The organism is Roseobacter sp. N2S, from assembly GCF_031454055.1.
In the GTDB taxonomy this organism is placed as follows: Bacteria; Pseudomonadota; Alphaproteobacteria; order Rhodobacterales; family Rhodobacteraceae; genus Amylibacter.
The window spans coordinates 976591-992740 of record NZ_JAVDQB010000001.1; the positions used below are offsets into that span (position 1 = coordinate 976591).

Here is a 16150-nt window from a genome sequence, read left to right on the forward strand (position 1 = left end):
AAAGCGTGATCGGTTGCATGTTCTGTTGTATGATCCGGTGCAGGGTCAGTCATAGCCGAAACTGGCAGCCATTTCTCCGATCAAGGTGGAATGAAACGCCTGCACCCGCAGGCTGGGTTGGCGCGCTACCATGATTTCGGCCAGCGGATCGGGCGCGGCGGTGTCACTGGCTGCCAGTTGCGCGATTGCGGCATGGCCGCAAAACGGAACGTAGGCTTCGGAATAGCCGCCTTCATGGACCAGAACCAGCTTGCCGTCGCAAATATCAGCGGCGGTTTCCATCAACAATTCGGTCATCATGCCATAGGTCAGCGGCGTACACAGCATATGCGCCAACGGGTCCAGTGCAGAGGCATCAAACCCGCAAGCCACAATGATAATATCAGGGGCGAAATCTGTGATTGCTGGGATGACAATGCGTTCCATAGTTTCAATATAGGCGGCATGGCCACAGCCAGGGGGGAGGGGGATATTGTAGTTAAAGCCCTCACCCGCGCCAGAGCCTTGATCTGATACATCGCCTGTGTCGATCGGGTAGTTATGATCTTGGTGGATCGAAATGGTCAGCACATCGTCGCGGTCATAAAAGATTGCCTCAGTCCCGTTGCCGTGGTGAACGTCCCAGTCAAGGATGGCGACCCGCTCTGCGGTGCCCTCGGCCAAGGCGGTTTCGGTTGCGACGGCGATGTTGTTGATCAGGCAGAACCCGTTGGGGAAATCAGGCAGGGCGTGATGACCGGGGGGACGGGACAGGGCATAGGCGTTGTCCAGCTTGCCAGACAAAACATCGCGCACCGCAGCAGTGGCCAGCCCTGCCGAAAGAGCCGCAATTTCATAACCGTCTTGGGCAAAGGGCGTGCGCAGCCCCAATTCCCCCCCGCCGTTGTCAGACATTTCCTTGAACTGGTGCAGATAGCTTTCGGGATGCACCCGCGACAATTCTTCGAAACTTGCGGCAGGTGCAGATGAAGATTTCAGTTCAGCCAGCAGCCCCGTCACATCCATCAGGTTTTTCAACCGCCGCTTGGTTTCAGGGCTTTCGGGCAACCCGCCTGCGACCAAAGGCTGAACATGGCCGCCGATCCGTAGGGTCAGGGCATAGTTGCCCCCCGCATGCCAAAAGCATTTTTCGTCCCAAAAGAATCCGGTGCGCATAGCCACTCCTTAAGAATTCGGCCAGAAAGGGCCGCGTGGAATCGTCTGGCAGTTTTGGCGCAGTTGATAGGATTGGCAATGGATAACTTGGGTGGCGATCAGGCCACATCTCTGCGTGGCTTGATTGTTGAGGGGCTTTTGACGGTGCGGGTCACCCCCAAAGCCGCGCGCAATCGGCTGGTGATCGACGCAGGCACCGCGCGGGTTTACGTGACCACAGTGCCCGAGGACGGCAAAGCCACAGCGGCGGTGGTTAAACTGCTGGCCAAAGAGCTGGGCATCGCCAAGTCACGCATCGCCCTGCTGCGCGGGGCGAAAGATCGCACCAAAGTGTTTCAGATCAGTGACTAGTCGTCAGTCAGTCTGTGGGGGCATCCGAGAAGCGGTAGCTGCCTTCGGGCAGGTTCAATGCCGCCTGCAAATCACGCAATTGCGCCATAGACATGGATATTTTATGGATGCGGTCGGTTCTGGGATTATACTGTTCCAGCGTCACCACACTGGCAAAGGCCGCTATGGTGATATCGTCCTGCAACGGGATGTCGCCGTCGTCGATCAGGGTCACTATGGTGGCGTCGAATTCGTGTTCGATGGTAAACATAGGCTCAGCGTAACCTCTTGGGATCAAAGCGGCAATGATACAAATTGAAAATGTGCTGACAGATCGCGGGTCGAAATATGCCGTTAGCGGCGGCGTGGTCACTGATCGCGCCGGGGCCGAGGCTTTTGTCAAAAAACTCTGCCGCAAAAAGAAATTCGCCAAGGCGACCCATAACACTTGGGCGGTGATCCTGCCCGATGGCACCCAAATCAAAAACGACGATGGAGAAAGCGGTGCGGGCATGGTGATCCTGCGCATGTTGGAACGGCAGGATATTCTGGGCGAGGTGGTAGTGGTCACCCGCTGGTATGGCGGTGTGCATCTGGGCGGTGACCGGTTTCGCCATGTCCAAAGCTGCATCCGCGCCTATTTTGAGGCGCGGAATTAACACTGTCCAATGGGGTTGGGGAACAGCCGCAGGGCTGGATCAGATAACCCGAACCTGTGCGCCAACAGGGGTGATCGCAAACAGTTCTTCGATCATGTAGTTGAACAGACCGATACAGCCAGAGGATGACTGCCGCCCGATTTTACGGGTGTCTTGGGTGCCGTGGATCAGATAGGCAGGCCAGCTTAAATACATGGCATGGGTGCCCAGCGGATTGCCCTCGCCAGCCGGCATAAAGGCGGGCAGGCTTGGGTCACGCTTGCGCATATTTGCGGTTGGCGTCCATGTGGGGCCGACTTTCTTGCGCACAATTTCAGTATAGCCGCGTTTGGTCAACTCGTCGGTTTGGGGCACAGATGTGGGGTAGATACGATAGTCATTGCCCACCGGATTCCAGTAATGCAGCGAACGCGAACCGGTGTCACACAGGATCGACACCCGATCCAGCGACTGGAAATGATCCTGCCAGTCCTGCGCGACAAACCCTGACACATTGCGTGGCACAAGCGGGCTCAGCACTTGCTGGTCCTGTGCGCGCAACAGGGTTGGCGTGCTTAACGTGGCCAGTGCTGCGGTCAAAAAGGTGCGGCGAGTTGTCTGTGTCATGTCTACGGCTCTGCTAGGTGTTTTGGCTGTCCTAGCAGATCGACCCATGTCTGGGAAGATTATAGATGGTCACGTGTGTGTGACAGACCCGTCAGCTTTCGCTTGTATCTTGCAAGCGGCTTTCCAACTGTGCCAGTTTTTCAAGCGCCCCTGACAAAGTGTCTTTTAACTGGGCAATTTCGCCCAAGGCGTCATTCACGGCAACAGACCGATCAAAGCTGTCTTCCACATTGCTGGTGCCATTGCTTTCGCCGTTGATTAACCAAACCATCGACACGTTCAGCAGCCCTGCCAGCATCTGGATGCGGTTGGAGCGGGGGGAATCTTCATCCTTTTCCCAAGCATCAATTGTGTCTGGTTGTACCCCGAGCTTTTCACTTAACCCCTGCGCCGTCAGCCCTTTGGTTTCGCGCGCAGCCTGAAGGCGGCCACCAAAAGTTGCGGCGGTTTCCTGAAACGTTTCGGCTTGGTCGGTCATTGGTGCGGACAAAGGGGTCTCCTCAAAAGGTTTAGTCAATCGGTAGGGCAGTCCTACTGGAAGTGGCCCAAAGATGCAAATTTTCGCCGAATGTTCGGCTGGTTTGCAAAACAATAGGGAACTTTCCCAACGGTTAGGACGTTGAGTGGTCAGAGCAACCGGTGCAGGGCCAACCGTGGCAACTGCCCATAACCATGAGAGGAAACAGTATGAATTGGGACCAAATCGAAGGCAAATGGAAAGAGTTCTCTGGTAAAGTACAGTCCGAATGGGGCGATCTGACCGACGACGAAATCGCCGAAGTGAACGGCGACCGCCGCGTGCTGGAAGGTAAGCTGCAAGCCAAATACGGTAAGACCAAAGAACAGGCCAAAGAGGAAGTAGACTCCTTTCTAGGCCGTATCTAACAGGTCGCAGGTTAATATTTGGTGCACACGATAGGTATAGAAAGGGGCGCAGCATTGCGTCCCTTTTTGCATGTGGGCGTTCGACTAATCAACTCTTTCGGAAAGTGAAGGGAGGGGTGGTAATTTCAGGCCGGCAGAATGCGACTGAATGGCGAATTGAGAACGAAAATAAGGGTAAGTTGCGAACCTAGCCACCTTTTTGAAGTATAATTCAACATATTTTTCTTCGTGATGGAGGAGGTTTTCGTACGCGACTACATATTTTGTGGACAACTTTAACGCGTCTTTTCTGCCAGACTTAACCTTGACTTGCCAAAGGTACGAACCAACTAGAATACCATTCACTGTGTCAAAGCTAACGTTGTTCCACGAGCCGTCAAATGCGTGCTTTAAGAGGTCTCCCTCAGTCAGAAGCTCACCCATACAGTCATCTTTTATTCTAAAATGGCTTTCAGTCATAAAGATTTCGAGTAACTTTGCGTCTTTTGAAACGCTGAAATACTTATTACGGTCAAATTCCTTTGATTTAAAGTCGAAGTTAATCGATTTAAGATCTTTGTGTTTGGACATTACGCTACCAAATCCAAGGGCAGATCGTTTTTGTTCGCTGAATCATCAGACCAAACACGGGCGGGGCGATTGAATATTTTCAGGTGATGAGGGATATTCTCACCTTTGGTTTCCTCAGTTTTGGTTTCCTTGACTAGCGCAAATTTGACATTCATTGCGTTGGCGATCTTGGCCACTGTTGCAAGTGTCATGTTCGCGCCTTCGTCGTTCAAAAGTTGCGAAATTCGTGCGTCCGACAATTTAAGTGCTTTAGCCAGTTGGGATTGGTTTGTCTTCACTTCTCGCATCGAGCGTTGAATCAAAAGTTGTGTTGACAAAATCAACTCCTCAACAGCAAAAATTTCTTCCTCTTCTTCATTTTGAGGGCCGAAATTGTAGGTCTGATTACTCATGATATTCCCCAACCTTTTTTGCGATATTTTTTAGGAAATCCTGCGTGACTTGATCTTTTTTTTTGATCAAAGCCTCCACAAAAATAAAATTTAGCTTACCGCCTATTGTTAAATAGCCGCCGTAGACACGTAGCTGATATGCTTTGAAAACATAAATATTCTCTTTCTTTCCAGAAGCCAGTCCAAGCGAAAATCTTCCTTCGCGCTTGAATTGAGTTGAGTTAAAGTCTTCAGGTCCAAGCTTTGCGAAATGTTTAACAAGAGTCTCCCACTTTGCTCGATTGATTGCTGGGGCTTTTCGAATAGTTTTTTCGATTTTTTTATCAAGCCGAACACTACAGTGTCTACCATTGGTAACATCCAGTAAATTCTTCATATGAGCGCACAGTACACGCTATAGTTAAGGTATAACTTAACTGCCAAAAAAAGATTGTCGAGGGGTTCTTTCGCATGCGACATTACGCAACACTCAATTCTGTTATGCACAATTAAATTTCTACAACTAATAGTAGGGGGATCAATAAATTGTGTACAGGATTGATTGCTAAAATGTAACTAAAATTAGCTTTCCATAATTTTCAAGCGACTTATTAGAGTTTAAACCACTTTACCCCACAAATCATACTCCCCACTCTCATCAACCTCCACTGCCACAATATCCCCAGCACTCAACCCCTCAAAGCCTTCATCAATAAACAGGTTCCCGTCGATCTCGGGGGCATCTGCCATGGTGCGGCAGGTGGCGCCGTCGGGTTCTACGCTGTCCACGATAACTTGGATGGTAGTGCCGACTTTGGCCTCTAGTTTGGCCTCGGAAATGGCTTGGGATTTCTCCATAAAGCGGTTCCAGCGGTCTTGTTTGACGTCATCTGGCACATGATCGGGCAGGGTGTTTGACCGTGCGCCGTCCACATTTTCATATTGAAAACAGCCAACGCGGTCCAGTTGGGCCTCGTCCAGCCAATCCAGCAGATGTTGGAATTCGGCCTCGGTTTCGCCGGGGTAGCCGACGATAAAGGTAGACCGCAGGGTGATGTCCGGGCAAGTGGCGCGCCATGCGGCGATTTCATCCAGTGTTCGGGCACTGGCAGCGGGTCGTGCCATACGTTTCAGCACATCAGGATGCGAGTGTTGGAACGGAATATCCAGATAGGGCAGCACGCCGTTGGACGGGTCGGCCATGATCGGGATCAGGTCCCGCACAAACGGGTAGGGATAGACGTAATGCAGCCGCACCCACGCGCCCAACTGGCCCAATTCGCGGGTCAGATCGGTGATATGGGACCGCACCTCGCCGTCTTTCCAGGGGTTCATATCGTGGCGACGGTCCAGCCCGTAGGCAGAGGTGTCTTGCGAGATCACCAGCAGTTCTTTCACCCCTGCCTGCACCAGTTTTTCCGCCTCACGTAAAATGGCATGGGCAGGGCGCGACGCCAGACGGCCGCGCATGTCGGGGATGATGCAGAATTTACACTTGTGGTTACATCCCTCGGAAATCTTAAGATAACTGTAATGGCGCGGCGTCAGGGTGACGTTTTGGGCGGGCAGCAGGTCAATAAACGGATCGGGGCTGGGCGGCACGGCTTTGTGCACCGCGTCCAGAACCTGTTCGTATTGATGGGGGCCTGTCACCGCCAGCACGCTGGGGTGGGTGCCGCGGATATAGTCTTCTTCGGCGCCTAAGCAGCCCGTGACGATGACTTTGCCGTTTTCGGTCAAAGCCTCGCCAATCGCCTGAAGGCTTTCGGCTTTGGCGGAATCAAGAAAGCCGCAGGTGTTGACGATGACCGCTTCAGCACCGGCGTAATCGGGGGAGATGGCATAGCCTTCGGCGCGCAGCCGCGTGAGGATGCGTTCGGAATCCACCAGCGCTTTGGGGCAGCCAAGGCTAACCATGCCGATTTTAGGCTGGCCGTCGCGCGGGGCGTCGGAAAAGCGGGCTTGCGGGGCTAGGTCGGGGCGGAGGCTGGGTGGGTTCTGGCTCATACGCGCGGTATAGGGCGTTTTTAGCGGGATGGGAAAGGGTTTTGGCAGGGGTGGAATTGGATATTTACCCCAAAAAGAGCGCAGGTTCGGGTTTTGTTAATCAAGCTTTGGTTAAGTGGGCTGGTTCAGGGTGTTTGTGACGGCTCTTGGGATGTTGGCTTGGCCTGTGCTGGCTGGTGTTGAAAGGGTTGGTTTGGAAAATACTTGCACAGGACTTCGGCAAAAGGGGAGTTTTCTTCGGCGATGGAGGCGAACAATGTCAGAGAAGAGCAAAGTTTCAGGTCATCGGGGGAGCCGAAGACGGCGTAAGCGCTATGGTTGCCAATCGTAAGCAGGATGCCGCTGCATTGGCGCAGGCGGGGGCCGAGCGTGTCATGGGCAAGGTAGGCGCGGGCCTCTGCGATGTCGTTGAGGCCGAAGAATTCAGCAGTGGTGCTGTGGCCCAAGCCACTAAGTTGCGGGAAAATGACCCCCATCCACTGGGTGGTTTTTTTACCTGCCCGTAATTCGTTAAGAACGGTTTGAAAGACAGGGGTTTGCGCCGCAAGGAAACGGTCTAGGCTGTCGTGTTGGCTGGGGTCAATCAGGGGCATCAGCAAGCCGAATAATGCAAAGGTTCGCTGCAAGGTAGAAAACAAACTGGCATAAGGCAAACTGCAACTGCGCGGGGCAGGCGGTTAACGGCTGGTTTTGTAGTGGGAATTACGTCTGCGGCGCATGGGGTACTGTTAGAAACAGACCGCGCTGTATTAATTGCGCGGTCTGATTGAACGGTGTCGCACGGCTGGCTTATTCAAATGACTGGATTATTCAAAAATGGCCATGCCAAGCCATTGTGCGATCAGGGCAGGGGTGTCCTTGCCCTTGATTTCAATGGTCAGAGTGTTTTCTGACAATAGTTGCGTGTCAGATTTTTTGGTAACGGATTTCAACACAAAACGACCGCGAATTTGATCGCCTGCGCAGACCGGGTTGAGAAACCGCACCTTGTTCAGGCCGTAGTTGATCCCCATCACTTGCCCAGGGAAGGACTTGGCGGTGTCGATGGAAAACTTTGACGCCATAGACAGTGTCAGAAACCCATGCGCAATCGAGCCGCCAAACGGGGTCTCTTTCGCGGCGCGTTCCGGATCAATGTGAATCCATTGGGGGTCTTCTGTCACCTCGGCAAAAGTATTGATGCGGGCCTGATCAATGGTGACCCAGTCGGACAGGCCGGTTTCGGTGCCGATTTTAGCGGTTTGCTCTTCAAAGGCTTTGTCGATCATATGTTGTTCGGGCGAAGGCCCGCTCCTAGTTGATTTAGCAAGAGTGAACCCGCTTTCCCAGAAGTTGTAAAGCGGGTGTGACGTAGTGTTCTGGCCGTTTTGAAACCTTGCGCAGACCCTGCGTTCCGTTGAAACTGATCCGAATGGGGCCACCGTTTTAAACGTTTTGGTCGTTGGTGAAATGTGGAATTACACACAGCTAAGGAGTGGTGAGCATGACGAAACAATGGGACGGTGACCCGCAAAGCCAGCCTGTGGCAATCTGCGTGGCGCGGATCTGATGGCCCGCATCCCCCCAAGCAAGAGATCCGATTTTGATTTGTTCCGCCCGGTGCCGACCCGTTGGAATGACAATGATCTGTATGGTCATATGAATAATGCTATCCACTATCAGCTGTTTGACACCGCAGTGAACGGCTGGCTGATTGAAACGGGGCTGCTGAAATTTGGCGATGAAACGGCGTTTATCGTGGCAGAAACCGGCTGTCGCTATCACGGCGATATTATGTTCCCTGATATGGTGCACGCGGGATTGCGGATTGAACGGTTGGGGGGCTCCTCGGTGATTTGGCAGATCGGGTTGTTTCGCGCAGAAGCCGAGGACGCCGCCGCTGATGGGCGGTTTGTACATGTGCATGTCACATCCCAAGGCCATAAGCCGATCCCGATGACCCCAAGCCAAAGGGCCATTCTGGACCCTTTGGTAACGTAATCGCAAACACGCCCCACCCGTTTTCAAGGCTGGACAGTTAGGGCCAGCGGCGTCAGTCTGCCCCGCATAGAAGGAGCCATTTTTACATGCAACAAGCCGAAGATTTCCGCGCTGAAAGCGCTGCCTTGGCCGCGATCTTACTGCCTCTGTCTGAAGAGGAGTTTTTTGCGCCGACCCAGTTTAAGGGTTGGACCATCGACGATGTGCTGGGGCATTTGCATATGTTAAATCACGCGGCGGTGCTGTCTTTGAAAGATGGCGACGCCATCGACGGGTTCTTTAAACAAATGTTCGCGCGAATGGCCGAAGGGGCCACTATGGTAGAGGCGCAGTATCCGTGGCTTGACGGTCTGAAGGGACGGGCCTTGTTTCTGGAATGGCAGGCACAATGTGAAACGCTGGCGGATGAATTTGCAACAGCCGACCCAAAGGCGCGGGTGCGCTGGGCCGGGCCGAGCATGAGCGCACGTTCGAGCATCACCGCACGTCAGATGGAGACTTGGGCCCATGGTCATGAAGTGTTCGATCTTTTGGGGATTGAGCGCGCAGAGACTGACCGCATCAAGAATATCGTCGTGCTCGGGGTCAATACCTTTGGCTGGACCTATACTGTGCGCGACAAACCCGTGCCTGTTGCGATGCCTTATCTGGAATTAACTGCGCCAAGTGGGGCGCTTTGGACCTTTGGCGAGGATACTTCTGGCAACAAGATCAGCGGCTCTGCGGTTGGCTTTGCCCAAACCGTGACGCAAACCCGCAATTGGGCGGATACGGATTTGCAGGCGGTTGGAGATGTATCCCATGAATGGATGGAAACCGCCCAGTGTTTTGCGGGTGGTGTGGCGCGCCCGCCTGCAAAGGGCACGCGGTTTGTGCGGGGCTGACGGAATATGACGATACGCGCCGACGATCCGATGCCGAACCGGATGTTGATCCTGCTGGGGCTGGCCTTTGGGGTGTGTATCACCAGCGGGTTTGCGCGGTTTGCCTATGGGCTGATCCTGCCGTCCATGCGCGATGATCTGGGCTGGGGGTTTACCCAAGCGGGGTGGATCAATACGGCAAATGCGCTGGGCTATTTGCTAAGCGCGGTTGTGTCGGTGGGTCTGTTCCGCCGCTTTGCGCAGGAACGTTTGTTCGCTTGGGGGGTGGTTCTGACGACCATAACCTTGGTGGCGAGCGGGTTGACGCGGGATTTTTGGGTTTTGTCGTTCTGGCGGTTTGCCAGCGGAGTGTTTGCGGCACCGGTGTTTATTGCGGCGGGGGCTTTGGCGTCTAACCTGTTTGGTGCGGATCAGCGGCGCAATGCCATGTCGATTGCGTTGACCTTTGGCGGCGGCGGACTGGGCATGGTTCTGGCGGCACTTGCCTTTCCGCCTTTGTTTGCCATTTGGGGCCATAGCGTTTGGCCCGTTGCGTGGTTGTCCATGGGCGTGGCCAGCGTCGCTATGGCGCCGCTATCCCTATGGGCGGCCCGCCAGTTGCACACGCCAGTGCGGGGATCGGATGACGCGCCCGCGCCGCTGTTGCGTACGATGCGCTTTGAAATGGCGGGATATTTCATGTTTGCGGTGGGCTATATTGTCTATCTGACCTTCCTCAGCGCGTGGATGCGCACTTTGGGGGCGGGGCCGTGGATGGTGTCCTCGGTCTGGTGCATCGTGGGGATTTGTACGCTGCTGTCGTCGTTTGTCTGGCGCGGGGTGATCGGGCGGTTCCAGTCGGGGGTGCCTTTGGCGTTAACCAATGCCTGCGTTGCAGTGGCGATCCTCTTGCCTGTGGTTTTTCCGACCATTGCAGGGCTGTTGGTGTCCTCGGCGCTGTTCGGTCTGACGGTGTTCATGCCGCCCACATCCGTCACCAGCTTTATCCGCCAGAACAACCCGCCCGATACGTGGGGTCGCTTGATGAGCATTTATACAGTGATGTTTGCTGTGGGGCAGTGCATTGGCCCGATTGCGGCGGGGTTGATTGGTGATGCGTTTGATAACATTGGCTATGGGCTGATCGCCGCCGCGGGTATTTTGGCGGTTGGGTCACTTTGCGGCGCCCTACAGCGGAGGTTAGAGTCCCCCGCTGCGGTGCCACAGGCATCATCTTAACCGCTGGATCTGCGGATCATTACTGTCTGAATTAAACTCCGTCGGTTTCAGCTGTGCGATGTCAGAGTCTTCCAATCCGATGTCGCGCAGCAGGTGATCTGGCAATTGGCGCAGCGTGTGCAAGTTTCTGGCCCGTGCGCTGGCTTTTGTCACGGCAGACAGCATCCAGACAAAAGGCGCGGCCCCTGCAAAAGCGGGGCGCAGCCGTTTGAAATCTGGCGGGCGGAGCGCGGCTTTCAAAGCGCGCGAGGCTTGTGTGTCGATGAAGGTCATATGGTTTCCTTTCAAGGAAATACGGTACGTTGCAGTCCTTTTCCCCCGTTGCGCCGATTTGCACAAACGGCTTTACTTGACAGGTAATGTGCAAAAAAGTCACGTATTGCCTATGGTCCGAATCCTGCCGCCCTTAAACGCCTTACGCGCCTTTGAATCCGCCGCCCGATTGCGCAGTTTTACGCGGGCGGCGCAGGAGTTGAACGTGTCTCATTCCGCCATCAGCCGTCATGTGCGCGGCTTGGAAAAACGGCTGGATGTGGCGCTTTTCCGCAATATCGCGCGAGGGGTGGAATTGACGGCCAATGGCCATTGGTATCTGGAACGGATCAGCCCTGCTTTTGATCTGATTTCCGAAGCAACCGACGGGCTGACAGATATTCCCGCAGGGCAGGTGATCCTAAGTTGCGAGCCGTCGATTGCGCAAAAATGGTTGATCCCCCGATTAGGACGCTTCAATGATCTGCATCCTGATGTACGGATCACCCTGACGGTGACGGATCGGCTGGCCAATGTGGAAAACCACGATTGCGATATTGCGCTGCGCTATGTCAGTGAAGGTGTGGATGTTTCGGGCTATGACGAAATCAGCCGCGCGCCGGTCTATCCCTATGCGAAACCCGGGTTTGCCAGTCTGGACCCCGAAGATCTGGATTTGACCCTACTGGCGCGGCAACATCTAATACAGGAACACACGGGGATTTTATGGCCCATGTGGTTTCGCCAAGCGGGTGTCGTGCCAGATGCCCCGTTAAAATTATCTACACCACTGGATGCAGTCTTGGGCATTGAGGCGGCCATTTCGGGCATGGGCGCGATTTTGATGTCTGCGGAATTAACCTCGGTCGAGGTAGAGGCGGGGCGGCTGGTGAAGCTGTCTGATGTTGGGGTGCAGTCGGGTGGGTATTACCTGTTGACCAATGACAAGGCAGGGCGGCGCAAGGCGGTGAAAGTGTTTCGGGAATGGATGCTTGATGAAAGCGCGGCTTGGCGTTCGGTCTAGGGGGGCGGTTCTTATTCAACCAAAACGTTGAATAAGCGAAAAGGCTTTAATTCGCAGTTCTGCTGCTGCGACCCTTGTGTCGCATCATTTAAAGTGAAGCATTTTCAATGCGTTAGTAATCAGCATTCCCGTTGACTCTGTGCCAACCCCTGCTATTTTCCGCGCAACTGTCCAATGCAGCGATTTTAACGGTGGAGAAGGAGGCTCGGCAAATGTCAGATGGCCCTGATCCGGACCGGTTGAACGCACTAGAGGCGAAGCTTAACGCGAAGAAGAAGGCGATGACGCCGGAACCTGCGGAAGAGCATCACCTTAGTCAGGCGCAAGCCGGGTGGCGGATGGTTACAGAACTGGTGGTCGGTTTGCTGCTGGGGTTCGGGTTCGGATACGGATTGGATTCTTTCTTTGGAACCATTCCGATCTTTCTGGTCCTGTTTACAATGTTGGGTTTTGCCGGTGGGGTGCGCGCGATGATGCGATCTGCCGAAGAGATCACGAAAAAGAACGCGGAAACGCACGATAGTTAATACGGCGACATGAAAGTCTCCGCCCGAAAAGAGGACACGATACCGTGGCAATTGAAAGTGATGTAGTCGAACAGGAGCTTGAGCTCGCAATCCATCCAATGGATCAGTTCGTGATTAAACCGTTGTTTGGCGGTGGCCACGGTGACATCGGCATGTTCACGATCACCAACGCAACCCTGTGGTTGGGTATCACTGTTCTGTGCGTCATCGCGCTGATGGTTCTGGGCACACGGGGCCGCGCGATTGTGCCAAGCCGCAGCCAGTCAATGGCCGAAGTGCTGTACGGTTTTATCTACAAAATGGTTGAAGACATCACAGGCAAAGACGGTCTGAAATACTTCCCTTACATCTTTACACTGTTCATCTTTATCCTTGTGGCAAACGTTGTTGGCCTGCTGCCAGCCTCTTTCACCACAACAAGTCATATTGCTGTGACAGCAACGCTGGCGATGATTGTGTTCCTGGTTGTGACCATTCTGGGCTTCATCAAAAACGGCGCTTCCTTCCTGAGCCTGTTTTGGGTTTCCGCGGCGCCTCTGCCGCTGCGCCCCATTCTGGCCCTGATCGAGGTGATCTCTTACTTCGTGCGCCCTGTAAGCCATTCCATTCGTTTGGCGGGGAACATGATGGCGGGGCACGCTGTTGTTAAGGTTTTCGCAGGGTTTGCGGTTGTGACCTTCATCTCCCCTGCTGCAATCGGCGCGATCGTTGCGATCTATGCGCTGGAATCTCTCGTGGTCTGCATTCAGGCTTACGTTTTCACCATTCTGACTTGTGTCTATCTAAAAGATGCCCTGCATCCGTCGCACTAAGTCCGAGTAAACTATCTACGTCATTAGAATCTTAAGGAGAAATAAAATGGCAATCGAAGGCGATCTGGCACAAATGGGTGCATTTCTTGGCGCAGGCTTGGCAAGCATCGGCATGGGTGGCGCAGCCATCGGTGTGGGCAATGTTGTAGGCAACTACCTGTCCGGCGCTCTGCGTAACCCTGCTGCTGCAGCTGGCCAAACAGCGACCATGTTCATTGGTATCGCGTTTGCGGAAGCTCTGGGGATCTTCTCGTTCCTCGTTGCGCTGCTGCTGATGTTTGCCGTTTAAGCCAACCGAACCGAATTACGTAAGGGTGGGGCCAATTGGCCCTCCCTTTGGTTCTTAAGCTGAACGGAGGTTGCCATGGCAACTGAAACACACGCAGCTGCATCCGAGCATGCCCAAGGCATGCCGCAGTTGGACTTTTCGACGTTTCCCAACCAGATCTTCTGGTTGCTGGTTACTTTGGTGGTCATCTATTTCGTAATGAGCCGCGTCGCGCTTCCGCGCATTGCTTCGGTTCTGGCGGAACGGCATGGCGCGATCCAAAGTGATCTGGATAAAGCCGAACAAATGAAAGCCAAAGCTGTTGAAGCAGAGGCTGCGTATAATAAAGCACTGGTTGATGCCCGTGCCGAAGCGCAGTCGATTGTTGATGCAGCCCGCGCCGAAATCCAAAAAGAAGTGGATGTGGCGATGGCGAAAGCGGATGCGGAAATTGCTGTGAAAGCAGCGGAATCCGAAACCGAGATCAAAGCGATCCGTGATTCAGCGCTGTCTGCCATTGAAGAAGTGGCAAATGACACAGCGGTGGAAATCGTGAATGCGGTAATGCCAGCAGCAGCGGATGCCAAAGCGGTAAAAGCGGCTGTCACAGCACGGTTGAAAGGGTGAAGAACATGAAATTATTCAACACTCTCGCAGCCCTCGTTCTGTCAAGCGCACCTGCGTTTGCAGCCAGCGGGCCTTTCTTTAGTCTGGGCAACACCAACTTCGTGGTCACAATCGCATTTGTGATCTTTGTCGGTGTGCTGATCTATCTGAAGGTTCCTGGTAAGGTTGCCGGTCTGCTGGACCAGCGGGCAGATGACATCCAGTCCGAACTGGACGAAGCGCGCGCGTTGCGTGAAGAAGCCCAAAGCATTCTGGCCACTTATGAGCGCAAGCAAAAAGAAGTGTCAGAGCAAGCAGAGCACATCATCGCAACGGCGAAAGCCGAAGCTAACCGTGCCGCCGAAGACGCGAAAGAAGATATCAAAATCTCTATCGCGCGTCGGTTGCAAGGGGCTGAAGATCAGATCGCATCGGCACAAGCCGCAGCCATCAAAGACGTGCGCGACACAGCTGTGTCCGTCGCCATTGCGGCTGCAAGCGAAGTGATCGCAAAGGGCATGACTGCAAAAGATGCAGGCAGCCTGATTGACGACGCGATCAAGGATGTGGGCGAAAAGCTGCACTAAGATCGTCAACGCTTTCACAAGCACGGCTTAACACATTAAACCCCGCAGTTTTGGCTGCGGGGTTTTTCTTTGGATATTTGTAGAAAATGGAAAGAGGTGGGCGCGGTGTGCGCCCTAGACCTCGACGATTTTCAGGGCAATCGGGTCGCTGGTGGCATCGCCTGTGGCCTTGATGGCTTTGATGGCTTTTTCCACTTCTGCGGGGGTGCAGGGGTGGGTGACGATCAGGATCGGTGCGCTGTCGCCATCGTGGTTTTGCTGGCGCAGGCGGTCGATGCTGATGCCAGCGTCCCCAAGGGCGCGTGCGATATTGGCCAGCACGCCCGGTGCATCGCGCAGGCTGGTGCGGATGTAATAGGCAAATGGCGCTTTGGACTGGGCGGATGGGGTGTTGACCAGTTGAGTAGCGGGAATGCCAAAGACAGGCAGGGTAAAGCCGCGGGCGATGTCCATCACATCCCCCATCACAGCGCTGGCGGTCGGCCCTTCGCCCGCACCTGCACCGCGCAACACGATCTGTCCGACGCTGTCGCCTTCTATCACCACCATATTGGTGCCACCCTCTAGCTGACCGAGCGGGGAGTTATAGGGCACAAGGCAGGGTTGCATGGTCTGTTCCAGCCCGTTGCCGGTCATCTGGCTGAGGCCCAGCAGTTTGATCCGGTAGCCCATGTCACTGGCGGCGTGGATGTCGTCGATAGAGATTTCACCGATACCTTGCAGCTGTGCCGATGGGAAATCCACCTGCGTGCCATAGGCAATGGACGACAGCAGCACCAATTTATGGGCCGCATCAATTCCGCCAACATCAAGGTTGGGATCCGATTCCAGATAGCCGAGTTGGTTGGCCTCCTCAAAGACCACATCATAGGGCAGGCCCGCGTTTTCCATCCGTGTCAGGATATAGTTACAGGTGCCGTTCATCACCCCCATGATGCGGGTGATTTTATTGGCAGCCAATCCTTCGGTCAGGGTTTTGATCACAGGAATTCCGCCAGCAACAGCCGCTTCAAAGCGCAGGTTCACACCTTTGGTTTCGGCTGCTACAGCAAGGGCTTGGCCGTGGTGGGCCAGCAGGGCCTTATTGGCGGTAACCACGTGTTTGCCAGCCGCCAGTGCTGCCTCGACCGAGGCTTTGGCAGGGCCGTCTTCGCCGCCCATCAATTCCACATAGACATCCACATCGTCGCGCTGTGCCAGAACGGTGGGGTCGTCTTCCCAAGCATAGCCAGAGAGATCCACACCCCGATCCTTACTGCGCGAACGGGCACTGACGGCCGTGATCTCTATCGAACAGCCACTGCGTGCCGTCAGAAGGGCCGCGTTTTGTTGGACGATTTTGATGACGCCGGAACCAACAGTTCCAAGTCCGGCGATGCCGAGGCGAAGGGTGGAGGACATGTGTTTTA

General features: G+C 54.4%; 23 protein-coding genes. 12 read left to right on the top strand and 11 right to left on the bottom strand.

The features are described from left to right. Nucleotides 1–45 precede the first annotated feature (45 nt). Complete coding sequence (locus tag GGE09_RS04800) at nucleotides 46–1155, bottom strand: class II histone deacetylase (RefSeq protein WP_309744380.1); 1110 nt, start codon at nucleotides 1153–1155, stop codon at nucleotides 46–48. A gap of 78 nt (nucleotides 1156–1233) precedes the next feature. Between GGE09_RS04800 and GGE09_RS04805 the strand changes: the two genes are divergently transcribed. Next, nucleotides 1234–1506 (top strand): DUF167 domain-containing protein, encoded by a 273-nt coding sequence (locus GGE09_RS04805; protein ID WP_309744382.1) that lies wholly within the window; start codon nucleotides 1234–1236, stop codon nucleotides 1504–1506. 7 nt (nucleotides 1507–1513) lie between these two features. Here GGE09_RS04805 and GGE09_RS04810 read toward each other — a convergent pair whose 3' ends face one another. Continuing rightward, nucleotides 1514–1756, bottom strand: coding sequence for a hypothetical protein (locus GGE09_RS04810; protein WP_309744384.1), 243 nt, complete (start codon nucleotides 1754–1756; stop codon nucleotides 1514–1516). A 34-nt stretch (nucleotides 1757–1790) separates the two neighbouring features. Between GGE09_RS04810 and GGE09_RS04815 the strand changes: the two genes are divergently transcribed. After that, the gene (locus GGE09_RS04815) at nucleotides 1791–2144 is read left to right on the top strand and encodes a YigZ family protein (protein ID WP_309744386.1); all 354 of its coding nucleotides are present in this window, start codon (nucleotides 1791–1793) and stop codon (nucleotides 2142–2144) included. Between the two features lie 39 nt (nucleotides 2145–2183). Here GGE09_RS04815 and GGE09_RS04820 read toward each other — a convergent pair whose 3' ends face one another. Together GGE09_RS04820 and GGE09_RS04825 are read right to left on the bottom strand one after the other, a co-directional pair. Beyond that, complete coding sequence (locus GGE09_RS04820; protein ID WP_309744387.1) at nucleotides 2184–2750, bottom strand: L,D-transpeptidase family protein; 567 nt, start codon at nucleotides 2748–2750, stop codon at nucleotides 2184–2186. Between the two features lie 91 nt (nucleotides 2751–2841). Next, entirely contained in the window at nucleotides 2842–3240 is a 399-nt protein-coding gene (locus tag GGE09_RS04825; protein ID WP_309744389.1) for a helix-turn-helix transcriptional regulator, read from the bottom strand. Nucleotides 3241–3437: 197 nt separating this feature from the next. Here GGE09_RS04825 and GGE09_RS04830 point away from each other — a divergent pair, with 197 nt between their 5' ends. Further along, complete coding sequence (locus GGE09_RS04830; protein ID WP_309744391.1) at nucleotides 3438–3635, top strand: CsbD family protein; 198 nt, start codon at nucleotides 3438–3440, stop codon at nucleotides 3633–3635. 569 nt (nucleotides 3636–4204) lie between these two features. Here GGE09_RS04830 and GGE09_RS04835 read toward each other — a convergent pair. From GGE09_RS04835 to GGE09_RS04855, 5 genes are all read right to left on the bottom strand, one after another. Continuing rightward, complete coding sequence (locus tag GGE09_RS04835; protein ID WP_309744393.1) at nucleotides 4205–4597, bottom strand: helix-turn-helix transcriptional regulator; 393 nt, start codon at nucleotides 4595–4597, stop codon at nucleotides 4205–4207. Then, nucleotides 4590–4973 (bottom strand): hypothetical protein, encoded by a 384-nt coding sequence (locus tag GGE09_RS04840; protein WP_309744395.1) that lies wholly within the window; start codon nucleotides 4971–4973, stop codon nucleotides 4590–4592. The genes GGE09_RS04835 and GGE09_RS04840 overlap by 8 nt, the downstream gene beginning before the upstream one ends. Nucleotides 4974–5194: 221 nt before the next feature. Further along, nucleotides 5195–6583, bottom strand: a complete 1389-nt coding sequence (gene rimO / locus GGE09_RS04845) for a 30S ribosomal protein S12 methylthiotransferase RimO (protein WP_309744396.1) — start codon at nucleotides 6581–6583, stop codon at nucleotides 5195–5197. Between the two features lie 125 nt (nucleotides 6584–6708). Then, nucleotides 6709–7176: a DUF1810 domain-containing protein gene (locus tag GGE09_RS04850; RefSeq protein ID WP_309744398.1), complete on the bottom strand. Its 468-nt coding sequence runs from the start codon at nucleotides 7174–7176 to the stop codon at nucleotides 6709–6711. Between the two features lie 213 nt (nucleotides 7177–7389). Next, the gene (locus tag GGE09_RS04855) at nucleotides 7390–7851 is read right to left on the bottom strand and encodes a MaoC family dehydratase (RefSeq protein WP_309744400.1); all 462 of its coding nucleotides are present in this window, start codon (nucleotides 7849–7851) and stop codon (nucleotides 7390–7392) included. 280 nt (nucleotides 7852–8131) lie between these two features. Here GGE09_RS04855 and GGE09_RS04860 point away from each other — a divergent pair, with 280 nt between their 5' ends. The 3 genes from GGE09_RS04860 (at nucleotide 8132) to GGE09_RS04870 (ending at nucleotide 10665) form a co-directional block, all read left to right on the top strand. Continuing rightward, nucleotides 8132–8563 carry a thioesterase family protein gene (locus GGE09_RS04860; protein WP_309744402.1) on the top strand — a complete coding sequence of 144 codons (432 nt, stop codon included), beginning with the start codon at nucleotides 8132–8134 and terminating at the stop codon, nucleotides 8561–8563. Between the two features lie 86 nt (nucleotides 8564–8649). Continuing rightward, nucleotides 8650–9447: a TIGR03084 family metal-binding protein gene (locus GGE09_RS04865; RefSeq protein WP_309744404.1), complete on the top strand. Its 798-nt coding sequence runs from the start codon at nucleotides 8650–8652 to the stop codon at nucleotides 9445–9447. Nucleotides 9448–9453: 6 nt separating this feature from the next. Next, complete coding sequence (locus GGE09_RS04870; RefSeq protein ID WP_309744406.1) at nucleotides 9454–10665, top strand: YbfB/YjiJ family MFS transporter; 1212 nt, start codon at nucleotides 9454–9456, stop codon at nucleotides 10663–10665. Here the strand turns inward: GGE09_RS04870 and GGE09_RS04875 are convergent. Then, the gene (locus GGE09_RS04875) at nucleotides 10657–10938 is read right to left on the bottom strand and encodes a DUF1127 domain-containing protein (RefSeq protein ID WP_309744408.1); all 282 of its coding nucleotides are present in this window, start codon (nucleotides 10936–10938) and stop codon (nucleotides 10657–10659) included. The two genes, GGE09_RS04870 and GGE09_RS04875, sit on opposite strands and share 9 nt — an antisense overlap. 112 nt (nucleotides 10939–11050) lie before the next feature. Between GGE09_RS04875 and GGE09_RS04880 the strand changes: the two genes are divergently transcribed. The 6 genes from GGE09_RS04880 to GGE09_RS04905 all read left to right on the top strand — a co-directional run bounded on the left by GGE09_RS04880 (nucleotide 11051) and on the right by GGE09_RS04905 (nucleotide 14741). After that, a complete protein-coding gene (locus GGE09_RS04880; RefSeq protein ID WP_309744410.1) occupies nucleotides 11051–11941 on the top strand; it encodes a LysR substrate-binding domain-containing protein in 891 nt (296 codons plus the stop codon). A gap of 212 nt (nucleotides 11942–12153) precedes the next feature. Next, complete coding sequence (locus GGE09_RS04885) at nucleotides 12154–12468, top strand: AtpZ/AtpI family protein (protein ID WP_309744412.1); 315 nt, start codon at nucleotides 12154–12156, stop codon at nucleotides 12466–12468. Between the two features lie 50 nt (nucleotides 12469–12518). Further along, nucleotides 12519–13280, top strand: a complete 762-nt coding sequence (locus tag GGE09_RS04890; protein ID WP_405048535.1) for a F0F1 ATP synthase subunit A — start codon at nucleotides 12519–12521, stop codon at nucleotides 13278–13280. Nucleotides 13281–13332: 52 nt separating this feature from the next. Beyond that, a complete protein-coding gene (locus GGE09_RS04895) occupies nucleotides 13333–13569 on the top strand; it encodes a F0F1 ATP synthase subunit C (RefSeq protein WP_309744843.1) in 237 nt (78 codons plus the stop codon). Between the two features lie 75 nt (nucleotides 13570–13644). Then, entirely contained in the window at nucleotides 13645–14175 is a 531-nt protein-coding gene (locus tag GGE09_RS04900) for a F0F1 ATP synthase subunit B' (RefSeq protein WP_309744416.1), read from the top strand. Nucleotides 14176–14180: 5 nt separating this feature from the next. After that, nucleotides 14181–14741 carry a F0F1 ATP synthase subunit B gene (locus tag GGE09_RS04905; RefSeq protein ID WP_309744418.1) on the top strand — a complete coding sequence of 187 codons (561 nt, stop codon included), beginning with the start codon at nucleotides 14181–14183 and terminating at the stop codon, nucleotides 14739–14741. Between the two features lie 114 nt (nucleotides 14742–14855). Here GGE09_RS04905 and GGE09_RS04910 read toward each other — a convergent pair whose 3' ends face one another. Then, entirely contained in the window at nucleotides 14856–16142 is a 1287-nt protein-coding gene (locus GGE09_RS04910) for a homoserine dehydrogenase (protein WP_309744420.1), read from the bottom strand. Between the last annotated feature and the right edge of the window lie 8 nt (nucleotides 16143–16150).

Excerpts from the sequence above, each read along its gene's own strand:
- GGE09_RS04875 (WP_309744408.1), bottom strand. The coding sequence starts at position 10,938 with ATGACCTTCATCGACACACAAGCCTCGCGCGCTTTGAAAGCCGCGCTC.
- GGE09_RS04810 (WP_309744384.1), bottom strand. The coding sequence starts at position 1,756 with ATGTTTACCATCGAACACGAATTCGACGCCACCATAGTGACCCTGATC.
- GGE09_RS04880 (WP_309744410.1), top strand. The coding sequence starts at position 11,051 with ATGGTCCGAATCCTGCCGCCCTTAAACGCCTTACGCGCCTTTGAATCC.
- GGE09_RS04850 (WP_309744398.1), bottom strand. The coding sequence starts at position 7,176 with ATGCCCCTGATTGACCCCAGCCAACACGACAGCCTAGACCGTTTCCTT.
- GGE09_RS04865 (WP_309744404.1), top strand. The coding sequence starts at position 8,650 with ATGCAACAAGCCGAAGATTTCCGCGCTGAAAGCGCTGCCTTGGCCGCG.
- GGE09_RS04885 (WP_309744412.1), top strand. The coding sequence starts at position 12,154 with ATGTCAGATGGCCCTGATCCGGACCGGTTGAACGCACTAGAGGCGAAG.
- GGE09_RS04830 (WP_309744391.1), top strand. The coding sequence starts at position 3,438 with ATGAATTGGGACCAAATCGAAGGCAAATGGAAAGAGTTCTCTGGTAAA.
- GGE09_RS04840 (WP_309744395.1), bottom strand. The coding sequence starts at position 4,973 with ATGAAGAATTTACTGGATGTTACCAATGGTAGACACTGTAGTGTTCGG.
- GGE09_RS04855 (WP_309744400.1), bottom strand. The coding sequence starts at position 7,851 with ATGATCGACAAAGCCTTTGAAGAGCAAACCGCTAAAATCGGCACCGAA.
- GGE09_RS04820 (WP_309744387.1), bottom strand. The coding sequence starts at position 2,750 with ATGACACAGACAACTCGCCGCACCTTTTTGACCGCAGCACTGGCCACG.
- GGE09_RS04805 (WP_309744382.1), top strand. The coding sequence starts at position 1,234 with ATGGATAACTTGGGTGGCGATCAGGCCACATCTCTGCGTGGCTTGATT.
- rimO (WP_309744396.1), bottom strand. The coding sequence starts at position 6,583 with ATGAGCCAGAACCCACCCAGCCTCCGCCCCGACCTAGCCCCGCAAGCC.
- GGE09_RS04910 (WP_309744420.1), bottom strand. The coding sequence starts at position 16,142 with ATGTCCTCCACCCTTCGCCTCGGCATCGCCGGACTTGGAACTGTTGGT.
- GGE09_RS04870 (WP_309744406.1), top strand. The coding sequence starts at position 9,454 with ATGACGATACGCGCCGACGATCCGATGCCGAACCGGATGTTGATCCTG.
- GGE09_RS04900 (WP_309744416.1), top strand. The coding sequence starts at position 13,645 with ATGGCAACTGAAACACACGCAGCTGCATCCGAGCATGCCCAAGGCATG.
- GGE09_RS04835 (WP_309744393.1), bottom strand. The coding sequence starts at position 4,597 with ATGAGTAATCAGACCTACAATTTCGGCCCTCAAAATGAAGAAGAGGAA.
- GGE09_RS04860 (WP_309744402.1), top strand. The coding sequence starts at position 8,132 with ATGGCCCGCATCCCCCCAAGCAAGAGATCCGATTTTGATTTGTTCCGC.
- GGE09_RS04815 (WP_309744386.1), top strand. The coding sequence starts at position 1,791 with ATGATACAAATTGAAAATGTGCTGACAGATCGCGGGTCGAAATATGCC.
- GGE09_RS04800 (WP_309744380.1), bottom strand. The coding sequence starts at position 1,155 with ATGCGCACCGGATTCTTTTGGGACGAAAAATGCTTTTGGCATGCGGGG.
- GGE09_RS04905 (WP_309744418.1), top strand. The coding sequence starts at position 14,181 with ATGAAATTATTCAACACTCTCGCAGCCCTCGTTCTGTCAAGCGCACCT.